The sequence below is a fragment of the Bacteroidota bacterium genome, from assembly GCA_018692315.1.
Classification (GTDB): domain Bacteria; phylum Bacteroidota; class Bacteroidia; order Bacteroidales; family JABHKC01; genus JABHKC01.
In genome coordinates, this window is record JABHKC010000088.1 from 82,603 (window position 1) to 108,819 (window position 26,217).

24 protein-coding genes are annotated in these 26,217 nt (G+C 32.1%); 11 read left to right on the top strand and 13 right to left on the bottom strand.

The window, feature by feature from the left end; all coding sequences use genetic code 11:
- Positions 1-44: 44 nt before the first annotated feature.
- The 4 genes from HN894_07145 to HN894_07160 all read right to left on the bottom strand — a co-directional run bounded on the left by HN894_07145 (position 45) and on the right by HN894_07160 (position 5,242).
- Entirely contained in the window at positions 45-1,307 is a 1,263-nt protein-coding gene (locus HN894_07145) for an ABC transporter permease (GenBank protein ID MBT7143099.1), read from the bottom strand.
- Between the two features lie 114 nt (positions 1,308-1,421).
- Positions 1,422-2,654, bottom strand: a complete 1,233-nt coding sequence (locus HN894_07150; protein ID MBT7143100.1) for an ABC transporter permease — start codon at positions 2,652-2,654, stop codon at positions 1,422-1,424.
- Positions 2,655-2,789: 135 nt separating this feature from the next.
- A complete protein-coding gene (locus HN894_07155; protein ID MBT7143101.1) occupies positions 2,790-3,452 on the bottom strand; it encodes a hypothetical protein in 663 nt (220 codons plus the stop codon).
- Positions 3,453-3,565: 113 nt separating this feature from the next.
- On the bottom strand, positions 3,566-5,242 hold the full coding sequence (locus HN894_07160) for a glutamine--tRNA ligase/YqeY domain fusion protein (GenBank protein MBT7143102.1): 1,677 nt from the start codon (positions 5,240-5,242) through the stop codon (positions 3,566-3,568).
- Positions 5,243-5,438: 196 nt separating this feature from the next.
- Between HN894_07160 and folB the strand changes: the two genes are divergently transcribed.
- Positions 5,439-5,792 (top strand): dihydroneopterin aldolase, encoded by a 354-nt coding sequence (gene folB / locus HN894_07165; GenBank protein MBT7143103.1) that lies wholly within the window; start codon positions 5,439-5,441, stop codon positions 5,790-5,792.
- Positions 5,793-6,078: 286 nt separating this feature from the next.
- Here the strand turns inward: folB and nhaD are convergent, their stop codons facing one another.
- On the bottom strand, positions 6,079-7,527 hold the full coding sequence (gene nhaD / locus HN894_07170) for a sodium:proton antiporter NhaD (GenBank protein MBT7143104.1): 1,449 nt from the start codon (positions 7,525-7,527) through the stop codon (positions 6,079-6,081).
- A 318-nt stretch (positions 7,528-7,845) separates the two neighbouring features.
- Between nhaD and HN894_07175 the strand changes: the two genes are divergently transcribed.
- Together HN894_07175 and HN894_07180 are read left to right on the top strand one after the other, a co-directional pair.
- On the top strand, positions 7,846-10,140 hold the full coding sequence (locus HN894_07175; GenBank protein ID MBT7143105.1) for a tetratricopeptide repeat protein: 2,295 nt from the start codon (positions 7,846-7,848) through the stop codon (positions 10,138-10,140).
- 24 nt (positions 10,141-10,164) lie between these two features.
- Positions 10,165-11,499 carry a response regulator gene (locus tag HN894_07180; protein ID MBT7143106.1) on the top strand — a complete coding sequence of 445 codons (1,335 nt, stop codon included), beginning with the start codon at positions 10,165-10,167 and terminating at the stop codon, positions 11,497-11,499.
- 229 nt (positions 11,500-11,728) lie between these two features.
- Here the strand turns inward: HN894_07180 and HN894_07185 are convergent, their stop codons facing one another.
- Positions 11,729-12,526 (bottom strand): ABC transporter permease, encoded by a 798-nt coding sequence (locus HN894_07185; protein MBT7143107.1) that lies wholly within the window; start codon positions 12,524-12,526, stop codon positions 11,729-11,731.
- 96 nt (positions 12,527-12,622) lie between these two features.
- Entirely contained in the window at positions 12,623-14,191 is a 1,569-nt protein-coding gene (locus HN894_07190) for a T9SS type A sorting domain-containing protein (protein MBT7143108.1), read from the bottom strand.
- Positions 14,192-14,326: 135 nt separating this feature from the next.
- Here HN894_07190 and HN894_07195 point away from each other — a divergent pair, with 135 nt between their 5' ends.
- The 6 genes from HN894_07195 to mreD all read left to right on the top strand — a co-directional run bounded on the left by HN894_07195 (position 14,327) and on the right by mreD (position 19,717).
- A complete protein-coding gene (locus HN894_07195) occupies positions 14,327-14,710 on the top strand; it encodes a methylglyoxal synthase (protein ID MBT7143109.1) in 384 nt (127 codons plus the stop codon).
- A gap of 55 nt (positions 14,711-14,765) precedes the next feature.
- Positions 14,766-15,542 carry a DUF3108 domain-containing protein gene (locus HN894_07200; protein MBT7143110.1) on the top strand — a complete coding sequence of 259 codons (777 nt, stop codon included), beginning with the start codon at positions 14,766-14,768 and terminating at the stop codon, positions 15,540-15,542.
- A 122-nt stretch (positions 15,543-15,664) separates the two neighbouring features.
- A complete protein-coding gene (gene purH, locus HN894_07205; GenBank protein ID MBT7143111.1) occupies positions 15,665-17,188 on the top strand; it encodes a bifunctional phosphoribosylaminoimidazolecarboxamide formyltransferase/IMP cyclohydrolase in 1,524 nt (507 codons plus the stop codon).
- A gap of 56 nt (positions 17,189-17,244) precedes the next feature.
- A complete protein-coding gene (locus HN894_07210; GenBank protein ID MBT7143112.1) occupies positions 17,245-18,267 on the top strand; it encodes a rod shape-determining protein in 1,023 nt (340 codons plus the stop codon).
- Positions 18,268-18,390: 123 nt separating this feature from the next.
- A complete protein-coding gene (mreC, locus tag HN894_07215; GenBank protein ID MBT7143113.1) occupies positions 18,391-19,218 on the top strand; it encodes a rod shape-determining protein MreC in 828 nt (275 codons plus the stop codon).
- Positions 19,211-19,717, top strand: a complete 507-nt coding sequence (gene mreD / locus HN894_07220) for a rod shape-determining protein MreD (GenBank protein ID MBT7143114.1) — start codon at positions 19,211-19,213, stop codon at positions 19,715-19,717. Before mreC ends, mreD begins: the two co-directional genes overlap by 8 nt.
- Before the next feature lie 13 nt (positions 19,718-19,730).
- Here mreD and HN894_07225 read toward each other — a convergent pair whose 3' ends face one another.
- Genes HN894_07225 through HN894_07235 form a run of 3 tightly spaced genes read right to left on the bottom strand, consistent with a single transcriptional unit; the run spans position 19,731 to position 21,721 of the window.
- A complete protein-coding gene (locus HN894_07225; protein ID MBT7143115.1) occupies positions 19,731-20,582 on the bottom strand; it encodes an energy transducer TonB in 852 nt (283 codons plus the stop codon).
- Positions 20,583-20,600: 18 nt separating this feature from the next.
- Positions 20,601-21,008: a biopolymer transporter ExbD gene (locus tag HN894_07230; GenBank protein ID MBT7143116.1), complete on the bottom strand. Its 408-nt coding sequence runs from the start codon at positions 21,006-21,008 to the stop codon at positions 20,601-20,603.
- 23 nt (positions 21,009-21,031) lie between these two features.
- The gene (locus HN894_07235; protein MBT7143117.1) at positions 21,032-21,721 is read right to left on the bottom strand and encodes a MotA/TolQ/ExbB proton channel family protein; all 690 of its coding nucleotides are present in this window, start codon (positions 21,719-21,721) and stop codon (positions 21,032-21,034) included.
- A 137-nt stretch (positions 21,722-21,858) separates the two neighbouring features.
- On the opposite strand from HN894_07235, the gene era reads away from it, so the two are divergent.
- Both era and HN894_07245 read left to right on the top strand, forming a co-directional pair.
- Positions 21,859-22,737 (top strand): GTPase Era, encoded by an 879-nt coding sequence (gene era, locus HN894_07240; protein ID MBT7143118.1) that lies wholly within the window; start codon positions 21,859-21,861, stop codon positions 22,735-22,737.
- A gap of 12 nt (positions 22,738-22,749) precedes the next feature.
- Complete coding sequence (locus tag HN894_07245) at positions 22,750-23,346, top strand: DUF479 domain-containing protein (GenBank protein MBT7143119.1); 597 nt, start codon at positions 22,750-22,752, stop codon at positions 23,344-23,346.
- A 195-nt stretch (positions 23,347-23,541) separates the two neighbouring features.
- Here HN894_07245 and HN894_07250 read toward each other — a convergent pair whose 3' ends face one another.
- The 3 genes from HN894_07250 to HN894_07260 form a co-directional block, all read right to left on the bottom strand.
- Positions 23,542-23,994: a transcriptional repressor gene (locus HN894_07250; GenBank protein MBT7143120.1), complete on the bottom strand. Its 453-nt coding sequence runs from the start codon at positions 23,992-23,994 to the stop codon at positions 23,542-23,544.
- Positions 23,995-24,117: 123 nt separating this feature from the next.
- Entirely contained in the window at positions 24,118-25,791 is a 1,674-nt protein-coding gene (locus HN894_07255) for a hypothetical protein (GenBank protein ID MBT7143121.1), read from the bottom strand.
- A 173-nt stretch (positions 25,792-25,964) separates the two neighbouring features.
- Positions 25,965-26,217, bottom strand: a 253-nt coding sequence (locus HN894_07260) for a hypothetical protein (GenBank protein ID MBT7143122.1), incomplete at its 5' end; no start/stop codon positions are given.

Consider the following 26,217-nt stretch of genomic DNA (forward strand, 5'->3'; position numbering starts at 1 on the left):
TTCTTTATTTGAAAATCGAATTCTAAATGTTTATTATTTGAATTTTATTCATCTCTAATTGCTTCAATTGGTTTTATACTCACAGCTTTTTTTGCAGGAATAAGCCCTGCTAAAGTTCCAAAAACAATTAAAATAATCAATGCTGTTAAAGCAAGACTAAAATCAACTTCAGGATTTTTAAACGTATCGCTTTCTGTACCGCTCGAAATTAACAGATAGTTGACAAGTTCGACAACACCAACCCCTACAACTATTCCAATATTACCGGCTATAGTTGTCATAAATATTGCTTCGTTTATTATTTGAAAAATAATATTTCGAGGTTTTGCTCCTATCGCTCTTCTAATTCCAATTTCTTTTGTTCGTTCTTTTACAATTATTAACATAATATTGCTTATGCCTATTACACCTGCGATTAAAGTCCCTGAACCAACAATCCAAATTAAAATATTGATTCCGGTAAACAAACCTTTCATGCGATTAAATTCCTTTTCCATATTCCAATGACCAACTGCTCGTTCGTCTTCGGGTGCAATGGTGTGTCTTTGCTTAACCATCGAAATTACTTTTTCTTCGAGAACAGATGCCGGAATATTATCTTCTGCTGTAATTGCATAATAGCCAACAATATTGCCATAATTGTATGTTTTTTGGCAAGTTGTAAAAGGTATAAAAATAGTTTGAGTAGATTCTTCCTTATTTCCAAAAGTAGTATTTGGTAAAAAAACACCCACAACTTGAAAATATACTCCTTGAATTCGAATATATTCTCCAAGTGGGTCTTCCTCGTTTTCGAATAACACTTCCCGAACTCTTGTACCAATAACTGCTACCTTTCTTTTTTGTTCTATATCCAAATTATTCACAAATCGCCCTTGTGTAATTTCAGAAGGTTGAATTTTATTAATATCAGGATAATCTCCTTTTATGTAAAAAGCTCCTGTTTTTAATCCTCGAACAACATTATTTCCTCCACGTCCACTCCAACCATCAATTCGGGGAGCGATGTATTTAATTTCAGGAATATTATCTATTAAGGCATCTGTGTCTTCATTTGTGAAATTATAGTATCTGCCTTTAGGAAATCCTTTGTATGGGATGCTTGTATTATTTGTCCACATAAAAAAACTGTTTGTAGCAGAATTTCCCCAATCTCCTGTAACAGCGTTAAAAAGTCCATTGCCGGCTCCCATCATAACAATTAGCATGAAAATTCCCCAAAAAACTCCAAATATGGTGAGGAAGGTTCTAAGTTTGTTACGACTTAAAGTTCCAATTATTTCTTGCCATTTGTCTATGTCTATTATCACAATTTTTAATTTATTTTATTTAATTGGCTTTTGGTTTTTGGCTGTTGCTGTTGGCAAAGAGCTAATGGCTAAGGGCAAATACCTAAATTCTAATTCATAATTCATAATTATTTATTCGTCTTTTAATGCTTCAACAGGTTTTACGCTAGCAGCTTTTTTTGCTGGGATATATCCTGCAATTGCTCCTGAAAAAATGAGCAGCAATGTAGCATAAATAGCCACTTTCATATCAACCTCCGGATTCATAAAAAAGAAATCGGAGGTTGTAAAATATGGTGCAATTAGCTCAAGCAGACCTATTCCAAGAATTAAACCGATATATCCGGCAAAGGAAGTTATTAGCACCGATTCAAACATTATAAGTCCGATTATCGATCTTGGTTTCGCACCGAGGGCTTTTCTAATGCCAATTTCTTTGGTTCGTTCTTTTACCACAACCAGCATAATGTTACTCACGCCAACTATTCCGGCAATTATTGTCATTATTCCAATAATCCAAATGAATATTCTGATTCCATTCATCAGATTCATAAATTTAACAAAATCTTCTAAGCCATTCCAATAGTGAAGTGCCCGGCTGTCGTTCACATCAAATTTGTGCCTGACAGACATTCCTTTTTTTATTCCTTCAAGAATTTCGTTGCTTCGTTCTACATCAGAATTTGTTACTACATTTAAAGCTCCTATCCAGTTTCCTTTGTTATATACTCGTTGTGCTGTAGAAATTGGAATATAAATTCTGTTCATATCTCTTTCGCCTCCTTCATCAGTGAAAACACCCACAACTTTGAACGGCACATTATTTACATTAATGTATTTTCCAATAGGATTTACTTCCTTAAAAAGTGCATCTTTTACATTTTTTCCGAGGGCAGCAACTTTTCTATACTCGGTTACATCAATTTCGTTTAGGAATCGTCCTTCATCAATTATTAGGGCTTCAACATATCCATAATTTGGATGAATGCAGGCAATTTGGAACGAACCATTTTCGTTTTTATAAGAAATAGTATTATTATTCCAAAGATTGAACCTTGCCGAAATTTTATTTTCTTCGCCAAATTCTTCGTTTACTTTTTTATAATCGTCGTCTCGAAAAATAATATGTCGTCCAGGTTTCAGACCTTTGTAAGGAAGGCTCGTTTCTCCACCACCAATCCAAATTCTATTGGAGGCATCGCCCTTGAATTGGTCTCGCACCCCGTTTTCAAGTCCTTTGCCCGAGCCAAGTAAAATTATAAGCATGAAAATGCCCCATATTACACTAAAAGCCGTAAGAAAAGTTCGTATCTTATTCTTTTTTATAGTGTTATATATTTCTTGCCATTTATCTAAATCAAACATTTATTTAAAAAATGTACGTTCTAATTTGCCAAATTCAGCACTTTTGCCATAATAAATCTAAATTCTGTAAAACAAACTAACAAACATCTAATAATATTATTGTATAGGAATATTATATACTTCAAAAAGGTATTCTTATTCAATTTTATTTAAAGAATTATATTCTTCCACAATTGATCTAATTCCTACTCTAGAATATATATTATTAATAATTTTTTCATGCAAAAGAGGCGTGTCAATAAAATAATTTTGAAATTCTATTTCATTTTTTGGTTGAGAAATGCTTTGAAAAATTCCAGTAGTTCCACACTCTTTTTTACATCCCATTATTGCAGTACTTCTATTCATTTTTTTGATATAGAAATATTCAATACAATTTAATACTGAACTACTTTTTATTAAACTAAAACCAGATTTTATATAAACGTACTTATACAAATTCATTGGACCGCAAATAATTCTGGTAATAAAAATTCGTTTTTTCCCAAAAATTGATGGTGCTTTCACTAAAGTAACAGATTCATATGTCTTATTCCGAATTTTAAAAGCAAAAATGTCGTCTGGGGTATATTTTTTTCTATTATTCAACTTATCCCAAAATACTATTGATTTCAGGCTTGAAACTTCATAGTCATAACACTTTATGGTTCCATAAATAGTATCATTCTGAAAAGTAATAATATAGCCATCGTATTTCTTTTTTACTGGAGATTTATCATAAAAAGTTAGTTCATCATGTTGGGCAGTCAATGATATGTACCACAAAAAACATATTGTCAAAAGAATATTTTTTTTCATAACTTTCAATTTCATTAAAACTTTTAGCAAGTTACAACTAATTATTTATGAAACTCGAAATCTAAAATTTCCAAATATTCTATTTTATACTCAATTTTAAGAAAAGACTTGCATCATTTTTTATTCTGCTTAGCCCAGGAATCTCGCAATCCAACAGTTTTATTAAAAACCAATTTCTTCTTTGTTGAATCGAGATCTACACAAAAATATCCTTGTCGCTCGAATTGAAAACTTTCTCCTACTTTTGAGTTTTCCAGAAATTTTTCAGTTTTCGATTTTATAATTTTTAATGATTTTTCATTAATATTAGATTTGTAATCCTTCCCTTCTTCCGTTACATCAGGATTTTCTTTTACAAAAAGTCTATCGTAGAGTCTAATTTCTGCATCTAAAGCATGATCTGCCGAAACCCAATGCAATGTTCCTTTCACTTTTCTACCGTCGGGCGATTTTCCGCCTTTCGACTCAGGGTCGTAGGTGCAGTGAATTTCAATGATTTCGCCATTTTCGTTTTTCACAACATCAGTACATTTTATGAAATACGCATATCTTAATCGAACTTCTTTGCCCGGCGAAAGTCGGAAAAATTTTCTTGGTGCATTTTCCATAAAATCATCTTTTTCGATATACAAGGTTTTTGAAAAATTAATTTTTCGAGTTCCCATGCTTTCATCCTCAGGATTGTTTATGGCGGTGAGCTCTTCCGATTTTCCTTCAGGATAATTATCGATAATCACTTTTACAGGATTGAGAACGCCCATAACCCGCATTGCTTTTTTGTTGAGATCTTCTCTGATGCTATGTTCGAGAAGTGCCAAATCAATAATATTGTCGCGTTTGGCAACACCAACTTTTTCGGCAAAATTCCTGATTGATTCAGCCGTATATCCTCTTCGTCGTAGTCCGGAAATTGTGGGCAAACGCGGATCGTCCCATCCATTCACATAATTTTGTTCGACCAGCTCAAGCAATTTTCTTTTGCTCATGATTGTATAACTCAAATTTAATCTGGCAAATTCAATTTGTCGTGGGCGATAAGTTCCAGTAATTAATTGGTCTAAAAACCAGTCGTATAGCGGACGATGAACCTCAAATTCGAGCGTGCAAACCGAATGAGTAATTCCTTCAACATAGTCTGACAAACCATGTGCAAAATCGTACATTGGATAAATGCACCAATCGTTACCGGTGCGATGATGTTCTGCATGGCGAATTCGAAAAATTGCGGGATCGCGCATGTGCATATTTGGCGAAGTCATCCCAATTTTTGCACGAAGCAACATTTTTCCATCTTCAAATTCACCTTTTCGCATTCTTTCGAATAGGTCTAAACTTTCTTCAACAGGACGATTTCTGTATGGGCTTTCTTTTCCCGGAACTGTTGGAGTGCCTCTTTTCTGGCTAATTTCTTCGGCCGACAATTCGCAAACATAAGCCAAATCTTTTTTGATAAGTTCTATTGCCCAATCATAAAATTTCTGAAAATAGTCAGATGCGTAATATGCAACATCATGCCATTTGAAACCTAACCATTCAACATCTTCTTTAATAGAATCTACATATTCTATATCTTCTTTTACTGGATTTGTATCATCGAAACGCAGGTTACACAATCCATTGTATTGTTTTGCCAAACCAAAATTCAAACAAATTGATTTGGCATGACCAATATGAAGATATCCATTCGGTTCGGGTGGAAATCTTGTGTGAACTCTAGATTGATTTTTATTGTTTGATAAATCTTCTTCAATAATATTTTGAATAAAATTCAGCGATTTTGTTTCTGACATAATTTACAGTTTATTAATTGACATATAGTCCTTTATGCAATTGTTTGCAATAATTTTTAATTCAAATTTTTAAATATCTATTTATTGCAAAAATATACTGAATATTTAATATTTGAATTATTTTTCAATAAACTTGAAATATAAAATTATAAATTGTACATTTGAATTAATAAAATACTATAAATTAAAAATTAAAATTATGGGACTAATACAACTTGAAGGAATGGAGTTTTATGCCTATCATGGTCATTATGAAGAAGAAAGAAACATAGGCAGCAGATTTTTGCTTGATCTTTATATCGAAACCGATACAGATGTTGCAGCAAAATCCGATAGTATTGACGATGCTTTAGATTATCATAAAATCTATAAGCTGATACAGAAAGAAATGGAGGAAAAATCGCACTTGCTTGAGAATATTGCCAATCGAATTTTAGATGCTTTGTACAACAATTTCGACAAAATTGAAAATGCCGAACTCAAGGTTTCAAAAATTCATCCACCTATTGGCGGGCAGGTTGATGCGGTGAGTGTAACTATTTCGAGGTAGATTTCATCTTAAACCTAAATTTTAATATTCTTGTATTTTTTGGCAGAAATTATTAATATTCAACACTCAACATGCAATATTCAACATTCAAGTATTACATACGCATAAAAGTTTTTTGCGATAATTTTGTTGTTGAAATTGTTTATTGAGTGTTGAATTTTTTTTTGTTCCTGTTTGTCCGGCATAAGTTAAACAAAAAAACGTCTTAATTTTTTTTAAGACGTTTTTTTTATGTTGATTTTCACTTTTTAGCGAAAATCTAACAGTGTAGTTTTCTACAAACTTATTATTGAAGCAGCGTCATTTGCAAATAATAAACTCCTGCACCAGCAAGATATCCTATCAAAGCTAGAAGACTTATTTTTTTCATATACCATATGAAATCTATTTTTTCTAGTCCCATAGCAGCAACACCAGCAGCAGATCCAATGATTAAAATACTTCCTCCTGTTCCGGCACAATAGGCTAAGAATTGCCAGAATTTCCCATCAACAACAAAATCTGCCATAAATCCTACAGTACCCGCGTCAACTACAGGATACATTCCCATAGCTCCTGCAACAAGTGGCACATTATCTACTATTGCAGAAAGCACACCAATAAATATATTTATAATATAAATGTTATGAAATACATCGTCTAAATAGCCTGCCAAAATTGCAAGATGTCCTGCAGATTGTAGGGCTGCAACTGCTGTTAAAATTCCAAGGAAGAAAAAGATGGTTGGAACATCAACTTTTCTCAATATACCAATTACGGTTAGCTTTCTTTTGTCTTCTAATGGTTTGTTACGGTGCATTATTTCTGTAGTAAGCCAAATTACTCCTAAGCCAAATAACATTCCCAAATATGGTGGTAAATGTGTAACTGTTTTAAAAACCGGAACAAAAAGGAGTGCACAAACTCCCATAATTAAAAGTAATCTTCTTTCGAAAGCTGTGGTAAATTCTCGTGTTTCCCCATTTTCCAATTGTGGACGAGTTATTGTCCCTTTCACTGTAAAAGTTACTATTAATAAAGGAACAATCATAGTTACCAAACTTGGGACAATAACATATATAATTATGTTTACAGCAGTAATCTGTCCGCCAATCCAGAGCATAATTGTTGTAACATCGCCAATTGGAGACCAAGCTCCACCTGCGTTTGCTGCCAGAACAACCATACTGGCAAAGAACCAACGAGTTTTTTTGTCGTCAATAAGTTTTCGTAAAAGAGCTACTAATACAATAGTAGTAGTTAAATTATCTAATGCTGCCGACATGAAAAAAGTTAGAATGCTTAAAATCCAAAGCAACTTAACTTTACTTGTGGTAGTGATTTTATCAGTAATAAGTTTAAAACCTTGATGCTGATCAACAGTTTCAACAATCGTCATTGCTCCGAGAAGGAAAAATAGAATTTCTGAAATTTCGATAAGGTGATGTTCCAAATCGTGTTTTACGAAATGGATCATATCATGTCCATTTTCAACTGTAGTTCCCCATGCACGATCAAAATGCCCATCTTGAACTGCTGGTTTTACAAAATCTAAAACATTATGAGCCATTTCTTTAGCCATTTCCCATGCCGGACTCATACCCAAATCTAAGATACCTGCATGATATAAAGCATATAAAGCCCAAAGGATTGTACCTGTCAATAAAGCCGATGCAGCTTTATCAATCTTCAAAGGATGTTCAAGAGCAATCATAGTGTACCCCATCACAAAAATTACTACCATTAGTATAAACATAACTCTCTAAAATTTAATTTGTTAGTGAAAGAATCATTAAAATGTTAAAAATTTGCAAATATACCATTATGTTCATGTATATATTATTTAATATATGTTTTTTTGCAAATATTTTTAAAATAATTTTCTGAAACAGAAACAATAATATATTTCTAAAATTAATTATTCGTATTTGCTAAAAAATAAACTATTAATCTATTAGAAATAACTTTGTTTTGCTATTTTTTCAAAATTTAGAAATGAATAAAAAGTTTATTTTGAAATGAGCTAAATTTTTAAGAAATTTGTATCTAATAAATATGGATGAACATAAATTCTATGAACTTTTTTAAAGTAAGTTTAATCCTTTTAATTATCAACTGTATCAACCTAAAAATTAATGCTTCAGTAAATATAGAAGTAAATGTTGATAGTTTAGAAGCTAAAGTTTCGAGCGAAACTGACACTTTAAAAAAAATTGAAATTTTTAATTCTTACTCTAAAAAATATGTTAATTCCTCGACAGAGCAATCAATAAAATCTGCAAAATCTGCCTTAATTCTTGCAAAACAGCTAAAAAACAAAAAGCATATTGCAGAATCGTATAAAAATATAGGAGGCGGATTATATTTTCTAAGAGAAACAGACAAAGCTATCATTTATACTGATTCGGCCTTAACAGTTTTTCTTGCAATTAAGGATTCTGCTGGAGTTGCAAAGGTTTTAAACAATCTTGGCATTTTTCACGAATTAAACTCCGATTACAAAAATGCTCTCCTCTATTATTTAGAATCTTTTCAATATAAAAATAAAGCGGATAACAAAAGCGGATATGCAAAAACTAACTTAAATATAGGAGGATTATATTTGAGGTTTTTAAAAATCGACGAAGCACTTTTCCATCTAAATGAGGCACTTTTTCTATATAAGGATATTAACAATAAACATGGAATTTTAAAGGCTTACAATAATATTGGAGCAGCCTATATTGAGCTTGGAAATTTTATTGAGGCAGAAAAATTCATCAATCAATCGCTATTAGTTTCTAAAGAAGTTAAAAATGATGAAGGAATAGCTTTTGCTTTAGGAAATTTAGGAAAAATATATCTTGAAGGCGGAAATGAGGAAGTGGCTATGTCGTTTTGTTTGGAAGCTCAAAAACTAAAAGATGAGTTAAAACTAAAAGATGCAAACACTCTTTATAATATTGGCGAATTGTATTTCAGGAAAAATGAATATTCGAATTCGTTAAAATATTTTAGAAAAGCATTAGATATTGCAACCCAAACAGAATCAAGGAGCGAATTAGTTGACATATATTTTGGTTTACAAAAAGTATATGCAGCACAAAAGCAATTCGAAAATTCAAATTTTTATCTAAAAAGTTATAATGAAGAATATGAAAAACTTAAAGAAGAAATTCATTCCTACGCATTAACCGAATTGCAAGAAAAGTTTGCTTCCGAAAAAAGAGATAGAGAAATTTCTGATCTCTACAAAAAAAACAAATGGAGCAAAATGGAACTCCAGAGCAAACAGCAAGAAGTCAAATTTCAGAAAATTCTGCTATATGCTGCAATACTTTTACTAATAATAATTATTGGATTTTCGTTCTGGGTATATATTTTATATAGAAAAAATCAAAAAGGACTTCGGCTACTTGAAAATCAACATAGTAAGGTTACTCAATCAAAAATTGAGTTGCAAAATATTAACCTGAATCTTAGCGAAAGCGAAGAACGACTTGCAAAAATTGTGGAGAATATCCCTGTGATGATTAATGCAATGGGACACGACGGGCAATTTAAACTCTGGAATAAATATTGCGAAAAAAAAACCGGACATTCGAAAAGCGAAATTTTAAATAATCCAAAAGCATTGACGATTTTATATCCAGATGAAAACTATTTAAATTTCGTTCTTTCAGTTTCAGAATCAAAAAAATACAAATATAAAGACTACAAAACAGAAGTTCGTTGCAAAGACGGTAGTAAAAAAGTCATCTCATGGTCTAATATTTCAACCGAAACTCCAATAAAAGAGTGGCGAGAATGGGCATGTGGTATAGATATTTCAGATTCAACTAAAGCCAATATATATGTTAGAGACGAAAACGAATCTCTTTTGAATTTTTTGCCCGACATTATTTTTGTTCTAAACAAAGCTGGCACATATATCGATGTAAAGTCTAACAATGAAGATTTGCTCCTAATTCCTGCAACGGAAATTATTGGGCAAAACATTTCAGACATGGGATTTAAAATCAAACAGATACAAGATATACAAAACGCAATCAATTTAGCCATTGAGACAAACGAAGTTCAAACCATTGAATACTTTTTTAATTCAGATATTGGTATTAGATATTTTGAAGCACGAATTATTAAACGTAACGATAGTGAAGTTGTATCTTTTGTTAGAGACATCACCAGCCAGCATGCGACAAATCAGGATAAAAATCAAAAAATTGATTCCTTAAACAGAATATTAGAAACAGTTCCGGAACCTATAGTTTTTTGCGACCTCGATGGAAAAATTACTTATTCAAATGCAGCAATCTCAAGGCTATTCGGGTTTGCAGAATTAGAAGAATTTAGGAAGGAAAATTTATTTAACCTGATTTTATCGAAATAGAAGTACAAGAAATTTTCCGATTTGTTGAAAAAAACATACCAATCTGTAATTCTCGGCAAAGAATTTACATTAATCAGAAAAGACAATAATAAGTTTCATGCCGAATTATCAATAGGCGTTTTGCGAGGAAAAAACTCAAAGCCAGAAGGTTATATTGTAATAATAAGAGATGAATCTGAAAAAGCTACCCTTTTAAATCAATTAGAGAAAGACAAAACCAAAGCACAAGAATCCGATAGAATAAAAACAAAATTTTTGTCAGATCTTTCATTTGAAATCAGAAGTTCGATAAATTCGCTAATAGGTTTTGTAAATTTACTTTACAATAATAAAACATCTGAATCTGATGGTAAAACTTATATTGAAAATATTCAAAATAGTTCAAATATACTGTCACGAATTGTGAATGACATTATTGATTTTTCTAAATTGGAAACTGGGAACTTTCACATTGTTCTTACTAAAATAAATGTTCAACAATTGTTACACGAATTGTTCGATAACATTAAAGATTCTCCCTTTACAATAGAAAATCCGAGAATTGATTTCAGACTGAAAATTGATAAAAACATTGGAAATTTAGCAATTCTTTCTGACAATTTGCGATTGAAGCAAGTCTTAACCAACCTAATAGAAAATGCCTTTAGAAACACCGATTCAGGATTTATTGAAATTGCAGCTGAAATTATTCAAAATAAATCAATCCAATTTTCTGTAAAAGATTCCGGTTTTGGAATTCCAAAAGAGAAGCAAGCAAATATTTTTCAAAAAGATTTTGACACTGAAGTTTTGCAATCGCGAAGTAGTAAAAGCACAAAATTAGGATTGATAATATCGAAATCGATATCCGAAAGTTTAGGGGGTGAAATATTTTTAGAGTCGGAGCCCGGCAAAGGCTCAAGTTTTATGGTAAGCCTCCCTATTAGCAGAGAGAAGAGCGAAATACTTAAAAAAGAAATTACACAATACAATTTAGAAAGTGATGAGGTATTTGATTGGGAAAATCGAAAAATACTCATTGCAGAAGATATCGACTCTAATTTCTTTTATTTTGAAGCTATTTTGAAACGTACTAAAGCAAAAATTCTTAGAGCAAAGAATGGAAGAGAAGCTATAGAAATTGTCAAAACTAATCCAGAAATTAGCCTTATTTTAATGGACATTCAAATGCCTGAACTCAACGGCTATAAAGCCACTTCAATAATAAAAAACCTAAGAGACGATATTATTGTTATTGCTCAGACAGCCCATGGTTTTGCCCACGAAAAGCAAAAGATTTTAAATTCAGGATTCGATAACTTCATTGCAAAACCGGTGAATGCAAATGAACTTTTGAAAATGATAAGTTCATATTACTAATCAATTTTTTAGATTTCAAAGGATTATAAAAAATCTTTAAAGTCAATTCAAAACTCGTTTTTCAAATTTCAGTTCGCTTAGGGTTCGTAAATAAATAAACTATCCATCTTTACTTGCTCTTTTGTTTATTTTCAAGACGTAAAAGCATTAAATAAACTGTGGCTATTCGCAACTTTTACGTCTTGAAAATAAACAATATATCTTCGTACATTTTGAATATCTTATTTATTTACAAACCCTTAGTATCAATTATTCTATATTTCAAATTATCGAATTTATTGAAAATAAACAGATTAGATAATAGAATTGATAAGATTACGCTAATCATAGCCGAAACAAAAATAGTGAGCATAAGCATAATTTGATACTTGATTGCGACATTTGGGCTACTTCCACCAAGAATTTGTCCTGTCATCATTCCAGGCAAGGATATCAGACCTATTACCGACATTGTTGCAATAGTAGGATTAAATGCTTTTTGTAAAGAATCTCGCATAAAATATTTTATAGCTTCGTTTCGGGTAGCTCCGTTGGCTATAAAAAAACGATATAAAGTTTCGTCTTTTTTTAAGCTTAGGTAAAAAGAATTTAAAGCTATAATATTAGTTCGCAAGCAATTACCCAACAGCATTCCGGTAATTGGGATAAAATATCGTGCATCGAAAAAATTATCTAAGCGAATTACAAGCCCAAAAAAATAAGTATCAATAATCAACAAACTAATCGAAATGCTAAATAAAATTGGAAGAATAAAGACTTTTATAGTCAAACCACTTCGTTTAGTTATAGTGTAGCTAGCAATAAAAACCATTACTACCACCCACAAAAAGTTTATCCACCACGAATTTATTTCAAAAATATATTCAAGATAAACCCCAACCAGCAATAATTGAATCGTCATTCTAATTGCAGAAATCAAGGTATCTTTTACCAATCCGGTTTGAAAATACCAGAGGAAAAATACGGGTATCACAAGCAAAATATAGCCAAGTGCGAGATTGGAATTATCTATTTGGTAAATGTCCATTTGTTTGGGTTTGGGTTTGGGTTATGCTTTCGAGGAAAATTTCAATTCAACAAAAAGTTAGTCCTCAGTTCTCAAATTTGATTTTCAAAAATTCTTTCACTGAACTATCATTTTTTTTCTAATAGTTTTTTGATTTGAAATTAAGGAAAAATAATAAATCCCTTTTGCTAAACTGTAAGATTCGGAATTAAAAGATTCTATATAAAAACCTGTGTTGTAGTTTTTATTATCAACAATTGTTGCAATTTCATGCCCTAAAATATCATGAACTTTTAGGCTAACAACTGAGGGCTTTGTAAGTTTGAAACTAAAAAATGTTTCTTGACGGAAAGGATTTGGAAAATTTTGTTGCAAACTGAATTTTGAATTTTCTGAAATGCCAGAAACTATTGTATCTAAATCGACTATTGCTGTCCAAATGCTTAGTTGTTGATTGTCCAAGCTTGTCCAAATCGGGCGAATTACATTATTATGAGCAGAAATGTTAGTATAGTCACCAAAAAACACCCCCTGATTTGGAATAAATGGAGATTCGCTCACTTTAAAATTCACAAAACTATTTCCGCCATCCGACGAAAATGCCATGTAAACATCTGTCTGAGTATCACTATAATTTCTTCTGTCGTAAAAAACAAAATACAAATTTCCATTTGTCTGGTCTATTGCCATCCATGTGAAAAACTGATGAGAAGTCGTGGTGTCATCATTTATTTTTGTTGCTTGCGACCATGTGTTTCCACCATCGATAGATTTTGTCAACCAAATGTCGGTATTGTCTGCTCCGTTTCTTTGGTCAGACCAGTTTACATAAATATTCCCATGAAATTGCCCACCGCTTGTGTCGCACAAAGTTACAGGCAAGCCATTGCATCGGCTAATTCCGGGAACAGAAAAATCCCAACCTCCAGGAATGTCTGATATAAAAATATCGTTTTCTAACCATGTAGCTCCTGTATCTAATGACCTATCGAATACAATTCCAGCAGGACCAACCCATGCAACAAAAATTTCTCCATTCTGACCAATCGCCGGCACTGCACCTTCAACGGTGTTATCACCATCAACACAATCGCCCGAAATTTGATTAATTTTTATCGGTGGATCTAACCAACTTGCTCCACCATCGTGCGAAAGCGAAAAAAGTATCCGGCTTGAATCTTCAATTGCCGAACTCCCATACATATCAAACTCTGTCCATGTAACAAATATGCTGTTCGTATTTCTGTCAACAGTTGCCCACTCTTTATCCTGTGCTCTTGCTCCATTTAGTCCCATATAATTTCCATCTGTCCATGTTAAACCTCCATCACTTGATTTTTGGCACACAATTCTATCTATCCAATTGCCTCCTTGAGGAACAAGATTTGCTAAATGGAAAAAATAGTAATCGCCGGCAGTATCTACTATTACACAAGGATCGCCCCAAACTCCGTATTGAGAACTTAATGTTGAAATTTGCCATGAAAGTCCACCATCATTCGAAAAATACAGATTATTAATATTTGCACCGGCAACAATTTGATTTGTATTATATGGATTGATTGCAATAGTTGGTTCTTCGGGTTCGTTCAAATTACTTATCAGAATGTTCTGATGCTGGGACGATGAAATTAGATTTAACGAAATTATAAAAATCAACAAACTGAAAATAAACTTATTAATCATAGTATATATTTTTCATTCAATAATATTACATTTTATAAAAATAGTACAAGTTTATGACTTTAATAAAACAATTTTTACTTTTCAAACAGATTTTTCATTTATTATATTTGCATATTTATTAAACATATCAATATTATGAAAGTGAGACGAATTGCAATAATAGCACATGATGGGAAAAAAGCAGAAATGGTAGCTTTTCTTAATGAGAATAAAGAATTCCTTAAGCATTTTAAAATTGTTGCAACCGGAACTACTGGCAAACATGCTCAGAATGCAGGATTTGAAGTTACTCGATATAATAGTGGACCACTTGGCGGTGATGCTCAAATTGGTGGTTTAGTTTCAGAAGATAAAATTACGATGGTATTCTTTTTCCGGGATCCTTTAGGAAAACATCCACACGAACCTGATGTGCAAATGTTAATGAGATTGTGCGATGTTTATGATATTCCACTCGCAACAAATCCCTCAACAGCAAAACACCTTATTAAAAGTCTCATTTCTGAAATGAAGAGTTGATAAACAATGAAAGACAATTTTAAATAGCAAAAACCAACCCAACTAAATTACCTTAATGAAAAGATTCAATATTATCATTTCACTGATTCTCCTGGCATTTATTCTTATAAATTGGAAAAACGAGCCATTCCCTAAGAAGCCTGTATATCAAACCGGCGAAAACCTGAAATATTTAATGCATTATGGCTGGTTCGATGGAGGCTATGCCTATTTATCCTTAAAAGATAGTTTGCTTGACACAACAGAAGTTTTTCATGCTCGTATGTTTGCAAAATCAATTGGAATCACCAACAAGCTTTACAGAGTGAGAGACACTTACGAAAGTTTCTTCGACAAGCACAATACTCTATCGCACAAAGGCATAAGAAATATTCATGAAAATAATTATAGATTCTACAACGAAATCTTCTTTCTTAGAAATGACACTACCGTCAGAAGCCAAAAGTCAGGTATTCATAAAGTCAGGCCAAAAACTACCGACATGCTTTCAACACTTTACATGTTAAGAAATTCACTCTCCGAATTCGATTTCCAAAAAGACAGTACTATCAGCTTCAGCACATTTTTTGGCGATGAACTTTTTCCATTGAAAATTAGGTTTTTAGGTTTTGAAACAATTTCTACAGAACTTGGAAAAATCAAATGTATAAAGTTTGCTCCTGTGGTAGAAGTTGGCAGAGTTTTCAAAACAAAAGACGATATGACAATTTGGTTCTCGAACGACAAAAATTATATTCCAATCAGAGTAAAATTTGAATTATTCATAGGTTCGCTAAAATGCGATTTGATTGAATATGATGGATTGAAATATGAGTTTATGGATCCTAAATAGCTCATTAATTTCCTCATCTCAACACCTAACTTTCTATAATAAAATATTATTAAATAAAATCCAAAATGTAAAAAAATGAAGTTTATTTTTAATACTTTTGCAGGCTTTTAAAACTGTTGGAAATGAATAATTTGAAAGATATAAAAACAGCCTTAGTTTCTGTATATCATAAAGAAAATCTGGAAAAAATAGTTCGAAAATTAGACGAATTAAATATTAAAATAATATCGACAGGCGGCACAAAAAGTTTCATTGAAGAGCTCAACATAGAAGTTAAAGCTGTAGAAGATCTGACATCATACCCATCTATTCTCGGAGGCAGGGTAAAAACCCTTCATCCAAAAGTTTTTGGCGGGATATTAGCTCGTCGCGACAATGAGAATGATGCCGAACAAATAGAACAATACGAAATTCCTGAAATCGATTTGATTATTGTAGATTTATATCCTTTCGAGGAAACAGTTTTGCAAACCACTGATGAACAAGAAATTATCGAAAAAATAGACATAGGTGGAATTTCACTGATTCGTGCCGCTGCAAAAAATTATAAAGATGTGCTAATTGTCTCGTCCCGAAATCAATATGAAGATTTATTTTCTCTATTAGAAAAAAATCATGGGCAAACATCTCTGACCGAACGCAAACTTTTTGCAAAAGAAGCATTTAATATTTCTTCGCATTACGATTCTGCAATTTTTAACTATTTTGACGAAGGTGAATTTTCAAGTTTCAAGAAGTCATTCTCCCAATCCCGTAAACTTAGATATGGCGAAAATCCACATCAAAAAGGATTGTTTTTTGGAGATTTCGATAATTTTTTTGAACAGATTCATGGCAAAGAAATTTCGTACAATAATTTGCTCGACATTGATGCAGCAGTAAATTTAATTTCTGAATTTGATGAAACAACGTTTGCAATTCTGAAGCACAACAATGCTTGTGGCTTGGCTTCGCGAGAAAAACTTATGGATGCCTGGAAAGATGCCCTTGCCGGAGATCCTATTTCTGCATTTGGCGGAATATTAATCACAAACCAAGAAATAGACTACGAAACTGCTCAAGAAATAAACAAACTGTTTTGCGAACTAGTAATTGCTCCTAAATATGATGAGCAGGCACTCGAAATTTTAAAAAGTAAAAAAAATAGGATTATTTTAATTCAAAAAAACACAGAACTTCCTAAAACTCAATTCAAATCGGTTTTGAATGGAACCTTATTTCAAGACAGAGATTTGAAGATGGAAACTCCTGATGACTTGCAAGTTGTTACTGAAGTTTCTCCGCCCAATTCAAGAATTGAAGATTTATTGTTTGCCAATAAAATTGTTAAACATTCAAAATCGAATACTATAGTTCTTGCTAAAAACAAGCAATTGGTTGCCAGCGGAATAGGGCAAACTTCAAGAATTGACTCACTAAAACAGGCTATCGTAAAAGCCAAGCAATTCAAATTTGATTTGAATGATTCCGTAATGGCATCAGATGCCTTTTTCCCATTTTCAGATTCGGTAGAAATTGCACATTCAGAAAATATCATGCATATAATTCAACCCGGTGGCTCAATCAGAGATAAAGACTCAGTTGAATTTTGCAATAAAAATAAAATGACCATGGTTTTCACAGGAACTCGACATTTCAGACATTAAAATTTGACTGAATAAATTTAAAACATAAAACAAATAAAAATTAACAATATAATTAAATGGGATTATTTTCATTTTTAAATCAAGAAATTGCGATTGATTTAGGCACAGCAAACACCCTCATAATTCACAACGACAAAATTGTGGTTGACGAGCCATCGATAGTAGCACTTGACAGAGCAACAGGAAAACTGATAGCTATAGGCGAAAAAGCACAACAAATGCACGGTAAAACTCATGAAAACATTCGTACAGTACGTCCGTTGAGAGATGGAGTTATAGCCGATTTTAATGCAGCCGAGCAAATGATTCGTGGCATGATTAAAATGATTACCAGACGAAAAAGAATGTTTTCTCCATCTTTAAAAATGGTAATTTGTATTCCTTCCGGGAGTACTGAAGTTGAAATGCGTGCAGTTAGAGATTCTGCAGAGCACGCAGGCGGACGTGAAGTATTTATGATTTATGAACCTATGGCTGCCGCAATTGGTATTGGAATTGATGTTGAAGCTCCTGAAGGAAATATGGTGGTTGATATTGGTGGAGGAACTAGCGAAATTGCTGTTATTGCTCTTGGCGGAATTGTTTGTAACAAATCTATAAAATCTGCCGGAGACGATTTTACCGAAGATATTCAATCATATATGCGTCATCAGCACAACATAAAAATTGGAGAACGAACAGCTGAGATGATAAAAATAAATGTAGGTTCGGCTTTACCAGACTTAGAAAATCCTCCACAGGATTTTATTGTTCGAGGTCCGCATCAAATGACGGCATTGCCAATTGAAATACCTGTTTCGTATCAGGAAATTGCCCACTGCCTCGACAAATCTATTACAAAACTTGAAACTGCAATTCTTAACGTGATGGAAGAAACTCCACCAGAACTCTATGCAGACGTTTTCAACAATGGCGTATATCTTACAGGTGGTGGAGGCTTGCTTCGTGGTCTCGACAAACGATTGCAAGACAAAACCAATATTCCTTTCAATGTATCGGACGATCCTTTAAGAGCCGTGGCAATTGGCACAGGGATTGCTTTGAAAAATGCCGATAAGTTTTCATTTCTAATGAGATAAAAATATTGATGATTTTTGATTGAACAATTCGGTTTTTTTATTTTTAATTGTTGATTTTTAATTGATAAAATTTGAAATTATAATTTTCTAAAAATATATAGCTTTAATTTGTAAATATTAGTTGTGAGGAGTTTAATAAGGTTAATAGTAAGATTTCATGCTTTTCTAATTTTTATTGTTTTTGAAATATTTTCCTTTATTTTAGTAGTTGAATACAACCAGCCTCACAAATCTATTTTCTTAAATTCGAGCAATATTGTCAGCGGAAATATTTTTAATTCATATAATTCCTTCATCGAATATCTTTCGTTAAAACAAGCAAATTTTGAACTTGCAGAAGAAAATGCACTACTGTACAGAAGCTACAAACCCGAAATTCTTATTAGCGAGGCATTTGAAGAAAAAACGATAACTACCAATGAGATGCAATATCGCTACATTCCTGCAAAAGTGATAAACAATACCATAAATAAAAAATACAATTATTTGACTTTAAATAAGGGAAAAAGTGATTCGATAAAACCAGAGATGGCAGTTTTTTCTCCTTCAGGAGTAGTAGGAATCGTCCAAAATGTATCTTCAAAATTCTCATCAGTAATTTCACTCTTAAACCCAAATATGAGATTGAGTGCAAAAATTAAGAAAAATGGATATTTTGGTTCTATTAATTGGGACGGAACCGATTTTAAAATCGTTTCTTTAAACGAAATTCCTTCGCACGTTATAGTAAATGAAGGAGACACTATTGTTACAAGCGGATATTCTGCAATATTTCCAGAGAATTTACTAATTGGAACTGTTTCCGAAGTAGAAAACGAAAAAACAAGTAATTTTCATTCTATCAAAGTTAGACTTTTGGCAAGTTTTAAAAATCTTTCTTATGTATATATTATCGAAAACAAACTATTTACAGAACAACGAGAATTAGAGAATCTATCGACAAATGATTAATATTATTTCAAGAAATATATTTCGCTTTATTTTTTTGATACTGTTGCAGGTTTTGATCCTTAACAATATGAACTTCAGCGGATTTGTAAATCCATATCTATATATTTTGTTTGTTTTGCTTTTGCCATTTGAAACTCCACGATGGTTTCTGATTTTCACGAGTTTTCTCTTAGGCTTATCAATCGATATTTTTTCCGACTCGCTCGGGATGCACGCATTTGCAAGTGTTTCAATTGCTTTTTTGAGGCCTTATGTGCTCAATTTTATTTCTCCACGTGATGGATACGAGCCCGGCACTTTCCCAAGAATTTTTTATTTTGGATTTTTATGGTTTGCAAAATACTCGATAATAATCATATTTGTGCACCACTTTTTCTATTTTCTTATAGAAGCATTTAGTTTTCAAGGATTTGATTTTACAATGATAAAGGTATTTTTGAGTTCAATATTCACTTTTATAGTTGTAATACTATCGCAATATTTGATTTTCAGAAAATAGAAAAAATCTACAATTATTCCAATACAAAATGATAGGTAATAGTACCTGTTTGAACATAATTGGCATTGGAATTTTTATTGAATTTTGCCTTTAGAGCCGCTTCTTTTGCAACTCTACACAAATGTTTGTCGAGAGTAGTCGAACCTTTAACTCCTGCATTTGCAGATATTACTTTTCCTGTTTTGTCAACTTTTATTTCAACTACCACAATTCCCTCTTTCTGGCTTGTATCAATTGGTTTCGGAAGACTTCCAATAAGTTTTCTGCCATTTAAGCTCCATTTGTTTCCGCTATTGCCCAACCCCGAGCCTTCACGATTTTTGCTATTTATATCTCCATCAGGTTTCCCCTGGTTACCTAATCCTTTTTTTTCTCCTTCGCCTGATGTCGAATTATTATCACCTTTTCCTTTAAATAATGCCTGCTTATTTACCTCTCTTGGTTTTTCAACAACTTCTTCATTTTTTTCTTCTGGCTCTTCTTTTACTGTTTCCTCGTTTTCAGTTTTTTCAGTTTTTTCAATAGGGTCGTTTTTCTCTTCCTTTTTTTCTTTTTTTATCGAATTTTCAACAGATACGCTCTCTTCCATATCTTGCGTAACAATTTCCTTTTCCGATTTTGTGTTCGATGATTGGGCAGTATTTGCTTTTTTTGGCACAGGCTGAACAGTCTCATTTTTTTTTGGTTCAACAAAACCTTCACCAACATCACTGGTGCCAAAATTAATTAAAAATCCTTCTTCCTCCGGCATAGGTAGCGGAGTGGTAAAGCCGAATATTATTACAAAAATTAAAATTATCAGATGGAATACTGAAGTGCCTAGTATCCCTCTTTTATGTTTTTTAAAATAATTTCTGATTTCCATAACTTCTAACTTTATTCTTTAGGGACTAGTAGCCAATACCATCTTGTATTTATTTCTTTTTGCAATATTCATAACTTTCACAACTTCTTCAATTGGAACGGTTTTTTCTACATGTAACGAAATGTATATATCTGATCCTAAACCTAATCTCTCTTGAAGAACAGATTCAAGCGAATTAATATTGTATTGCTCCTGATTTCCTGATGAAGGATTATACAAAAAAATGTTATAATCTTTATCAATTGAAACCGCAAGGTTTGGTTTTGCAGCGGTTTGATTATTACTTTTTGGCAATAACAACTTTAAGGCATTTGGATGAATCAAAGTTGAAGTTACCATAAAAAATATAAGTAATAAAAAAACTATATCTGTCATTGAAGACATACTAAAACTTGCACTTACTTTATTTCTTGAACGTAAAGCCATTTCTTTTGAATTAAATTGTTTTTTTAACTGGCAGGCTCGTTTAAAAGATCCATAAATTCTGTGGTTGAAGCTTCGAGTTTGAATACAACTTTTTCAACTTTTGCCACTAATATATTATAGGCAAAATATGCAATAATCCCAACAATCAGACCAGCTACAGTTGTTACCATTGCAGCATATATTCCGCTTGAAAGCAATGAAACATCAATATTGTTTCCGGCATTCGACATATTATAAAATGCATCAATCATGCCCATAACAGTTCCAAGAAATCCTATCATTGGGGCAGCTCCTGCAACTGTAGCTAATGTTGGTAAACCTTTTTCGAGTTTCGATACTTCCAATTTACCTACGTTTTCAATGGCGGCATTCACATCGTTCAGAGGTCTTCCTATTCGGTTAATTCCTTTTTCAATCATTCGGGCAACCGGACTATTTATTGATTTACAAATAGTTAACGATGCCTCAACTTTTCCATCAAGAATGTATTGTTTGATATTGTTCATAAAGTTAGAGTCTATTTTAGCAGCTTTTTGAATTGCCGAATATCTTTCGAAAAAGATATAAACAGCAATTATGGATAAAACCAAAATAGGAATCATAATATATCCTCCTTTTAAAGCTAACTCAATGAAAGAAAGTTTTTCTTCGGTTGCTGCCGATACAGCTGAAGTATCAGCAATGTTAATTTGTAAGATTGAAAACAAGCTCATTTTTAAATATTTAATTTTCGGCTAAAATACAAAAAACGATATAAACTTGTAACTATTATATTTAAAAGATACTTAATCAGCTTTTTCTTAAATTTGCATTTTTTAATGATGAAAAATGCTTTTAACAACAAAATAACATGGGACATAAATCTGGTTTTGTAAACATTATTGGAAATCCGAATGTTGGCAAATCGACAATAATGAATGCCTTGGTTGGCGAAAAACTTTCAATCATAACATCGAAAGCACAGACTACGCGACACAGAATTATGGGTATTGTCAACGGTGAAGATTTTCAGATAGTTTATTCTGACACTCCGGGTGTGCTAAAGCCAAATTATCGCTTGCAAGAATCTATGATGAATTCTGTAAAAAATGCTTTGACAGATGCAGACATTATTCTATATGTGAGCGATGTTGTGGAAAATATCAACAAAAACAAAGATTTCATTGAAAAACTAAAGAACATCTCTATTCCGATTATTCTTTTGTTGAACAAGATAGACAAGTCAACTGAAGAAAAAACTAAAGAGCTATTATCCCAATGGAAAACTTTGTTGCCAAATGCCCAAATAGTACCGATTTCAGCACTCGAAAAATTCAATATTGAAAAATTGTTCGATATGATTTTGGAATTGCTGCCTGAATCGCCGGCATATTATCCGAAAGGAGATCTTACAGATAAAACAGAAAGGTTTTTTGTTTCAGAAATGATTAGAGAGCAGATTTTATTGCACTACAAAAAAGAAATACCTTACTCTGTTGAAGTTGAGGTAGAAGAGTTTAAAGAAGATGAAAAAATTATTAGAATACGTGCAATAATTTATGCTGAAAGGCAATCGCAAAAAGGAATATTAATCGGGCATAAAGGAAAAATGCTTAAAATAATTGGGACAGAAGCGAGAAAACAAATGGAAGTTTTTTTCAATAAAAAGATTTTTCTAGAAACTTATGTCAAAATTAATCCCGATTGGAGAAATAAAGATACTCAGTTGCAAAAATTCGGATATTATTAGCAATATTACAAAATGAATTTTCTTGCACATTTATACTTCTCCGGACAAAATGATGACATAAGAATTGGAGGATTTATTGCTGATTTTATAAAAGGAAACGATTTTCATAATTTTTCGCCACAAATAAAATCCGGGATTTTGTTGCATCGTAAAATTGATGCGTTCACAGATTCGCATAAACTTGTTGAAAAAAGTAAAACTCGACTGCGAAAAAAGTATAAAAAGTATGCCGGAGTTGTAGTTGATATTTTTTACGATCATTTTTTAGCTACAAATTGGGATTCTTATTCCAAGCAAACTCTTCCTTCTTTTGCCAGAGAAATCTACGTTTTGATGGCATTAAATTATTTCTCTCTTCCTGCAAAGGCAAAAAGAATGGTGCCTTTTATGATTCTTGGGAATTGGCTTGAATCATACAAAAAAATTGAAATGATAGAATTAGTTTTACAACGAATGCCAAATAGAACATCGCTCCCGAGTGAGGCTAAATTTGGAATTGAAATTCTAAATGAGCACTATATTTCATTTAATCAGGAATTTAATGAATTTTATGGAGATTTAATTACATTTTTAAATAGAAAGAATGAGCACCAAAAATTAGTATCCTGAGAAACCAGATACAATTTTAATTCTTTAAAATATTAGGGTTCGTAAATAAATAAACTATCCATCTTTACTTGCTCTTTTGTCCATTTTCTTCGTTGTAAAAGCATTAAATAAACTGTGGCTATTCGTAACTTTTACGCCTTGAAAATAAACAAAATATCTTCGTACATTTTGAATACTTTATTTATTTACAAACCCTTAGTTTTGTTTAAAGCAAGATTTGCACAATCCATAAAAATATAAAGAATGAGATTTAATTTTAAAAACCATTAAATCGCCAACTGTTTTCTTTATCTCATTTATTCGAGGATCGCAAAATTCGCTAACACTTCCACATTCAGTGCAAATTAAATGATCGTGTTGTTTGCATTCGTATGACTTTTCGTACTGAGCAACCAATTTGCCAAATTGATGTTTCACAATAAGTTTGCAATCTAAAAGCACTTCAATAGTGTTATACAAAGTGGCTCTACTAACACTATAATTATTGTTCTTCATGTGAATATAAAGCTGCTCAATATCGAAATGACCTTCGATGCAATATATTACCTCTAATATAGAAAATCTAATTGGAGTTTTTCTAAATCCTCTACTTTCCAAATATTCTGTAAATATCTGTCTTACAGTGTCTTTTGTGCTACTACAAATCATAATATCTTTTTTCACAAAGATACTCAAAATATATTTTTACTCCATATTTTGAAATCATTATTTAGAATTAATAAAAATAATTTTACAAAAAAAAAGAAAGATGCAGAATTTTTCCAATAGTTACTAATTGAAAAAGAAAGCTTTAACTGTTTGAATTCCATCAACTGAAATTCTAAGGTAGTAAATTCCTTGTCGAAAAGGTCTTATTGAAATAGGCAACACATTATCAACCAATTGCGGATACGATAATACTTCCTGTCCCAAATAATTAAAAATAGATAGGTCGCCATTAGAATATTCAGGAATATAAATAGTCAGATTCTCATTTTTATAGTCGATAATGAAAGATAGTTTCTCATCTTTAGTAAAATTTATTGTGTCACTGGCAAAACAACCATGGTCATTTATTACAACAAAATATTCTCCAAATTCTGAAATTTCAATTGCCGAATTTGTACTGCCGGTATTCCATAAATACGAATCATAGGGCTCATCAATATTTAAAATATAATTATTTAGAGCCACTAAAGAAGTATCATTTCCAAGATTAATTTCTGGAATTAAAACTTGCGTAACAATTATTGTATCGCTCGATTTACAACCATTTTCGTCAGTAACAGTTACTGAAAAAGTACCACCTTGCACCAAATTTAGATATGAATTGGATGAACCAGTATTCCAATAATAGTAATTAAAACTACCTCCGGCATCAAGGGTATAATTGTTTCCTTCGCAAAAAAACACCTCATCGGCTAAATTAAAATAGGGATTTGAAACTACTGAAACATATACAGAACCACTTCCTAAACAACCATATTGATCGGTTGCAGTTAGGGAATATGTTCCTTGAGTATTTACATAAATAGATTCTGTCGTGGAGCCATCACTCCATAAATATTCTGTGTAATTATCAGTAGGATAAATATTTATCCCTCCAGTTTCACAAATTTGATTGTCTTCGCCCAAATCGACAAATAAAAGTCCTAATGAAAGAATTTCCTTGTGATTGTCATCGTTTGTAAAATTTACATCACCTGGAATTTCAACTAAATTTGAAACCACATATACAGCCGAATCTGAAAAATCTACAGTTTGTTGAAAAGTATATTCATAAGTAGAATTTACTGGAATAGTATCAGTAAAAAATTCCGTATCAGAAATCATCAGTGTATCGTTTTTTGTGATCGAATACGAAATATTAAAATTTGTAGCAACTTCAGTATGATGATTTTCAATGAGAATTGTTATCTCTTCTGTCTCGCTAAGTGTACATCCGGTTTGTGGCGACAATAGCGAATTTACGCTCATATCGATTCCCGGAATTGTTTCAGCTCTCATCATCAATAAACTACTGATGCCATCGGTAACATATAAATTTGAATCAGGGATATTCCAGCTTTGGGTATCATATTCCATTTGAGTTGCATCTAAAACACTTCCGTCTGACGATCTCCAGATTTTCCATTTAAATTCCTCGTTCAACTGAAAACCATTGAAAACATTATCTTCTGAGCCCCAGCAAGTTGCAGCTGAAGTTTCTCCGGTGTACATTAATCCGCCAATATCGCCGGTCATTCCAACACCTGTCCCGCATTTCAAATTATTAAATTCATCGTAATAGAATGCAGCAATAAAATCTCCGGGTTCAATCTGAACATTGTCAATCGTAATTATAGCACTACTATGAAATAAAATTATATGATTTTTATTTGTGTTAACAAAATACCAGGGAGGATGTTGGGCATTTCCAATTTTCAGAAATAATAGAAAAATAATAATGGGTAATAATTTTTTCATAAATATATTTTTTTCAAAAATAGTTAATAATTCCAAATTTATCAAAGACGATTAATTTTAACGAAAGTATTGAAAAGTAATTACTATTTCGTATTACGATAAAAAATATATAAACTTTATATTATCAGAAACTTTCAAAAAGTTTTGAACTTTTGGAAAGATGCTGCTAAAATCTAATTCGCCGGATAAAGCAAAGTATCAGCCGCCAGCATTTTTATTTGGTAGCCTTCGCCCGGGTTCATATTTCCAATATTGTCGATGCCATACATTGGCCAATAGATTAACCCATTACCATTTTTTACCATTACAATATTCTGTGAAATATCATTGAGCATAGTGCTTATTACACCGCTATTTTGGCGTAGGTAGCCAATTATGTTCCAGTCTTGCAATAGTGCTAATGGCGACCACTCCGGGACAATCGCA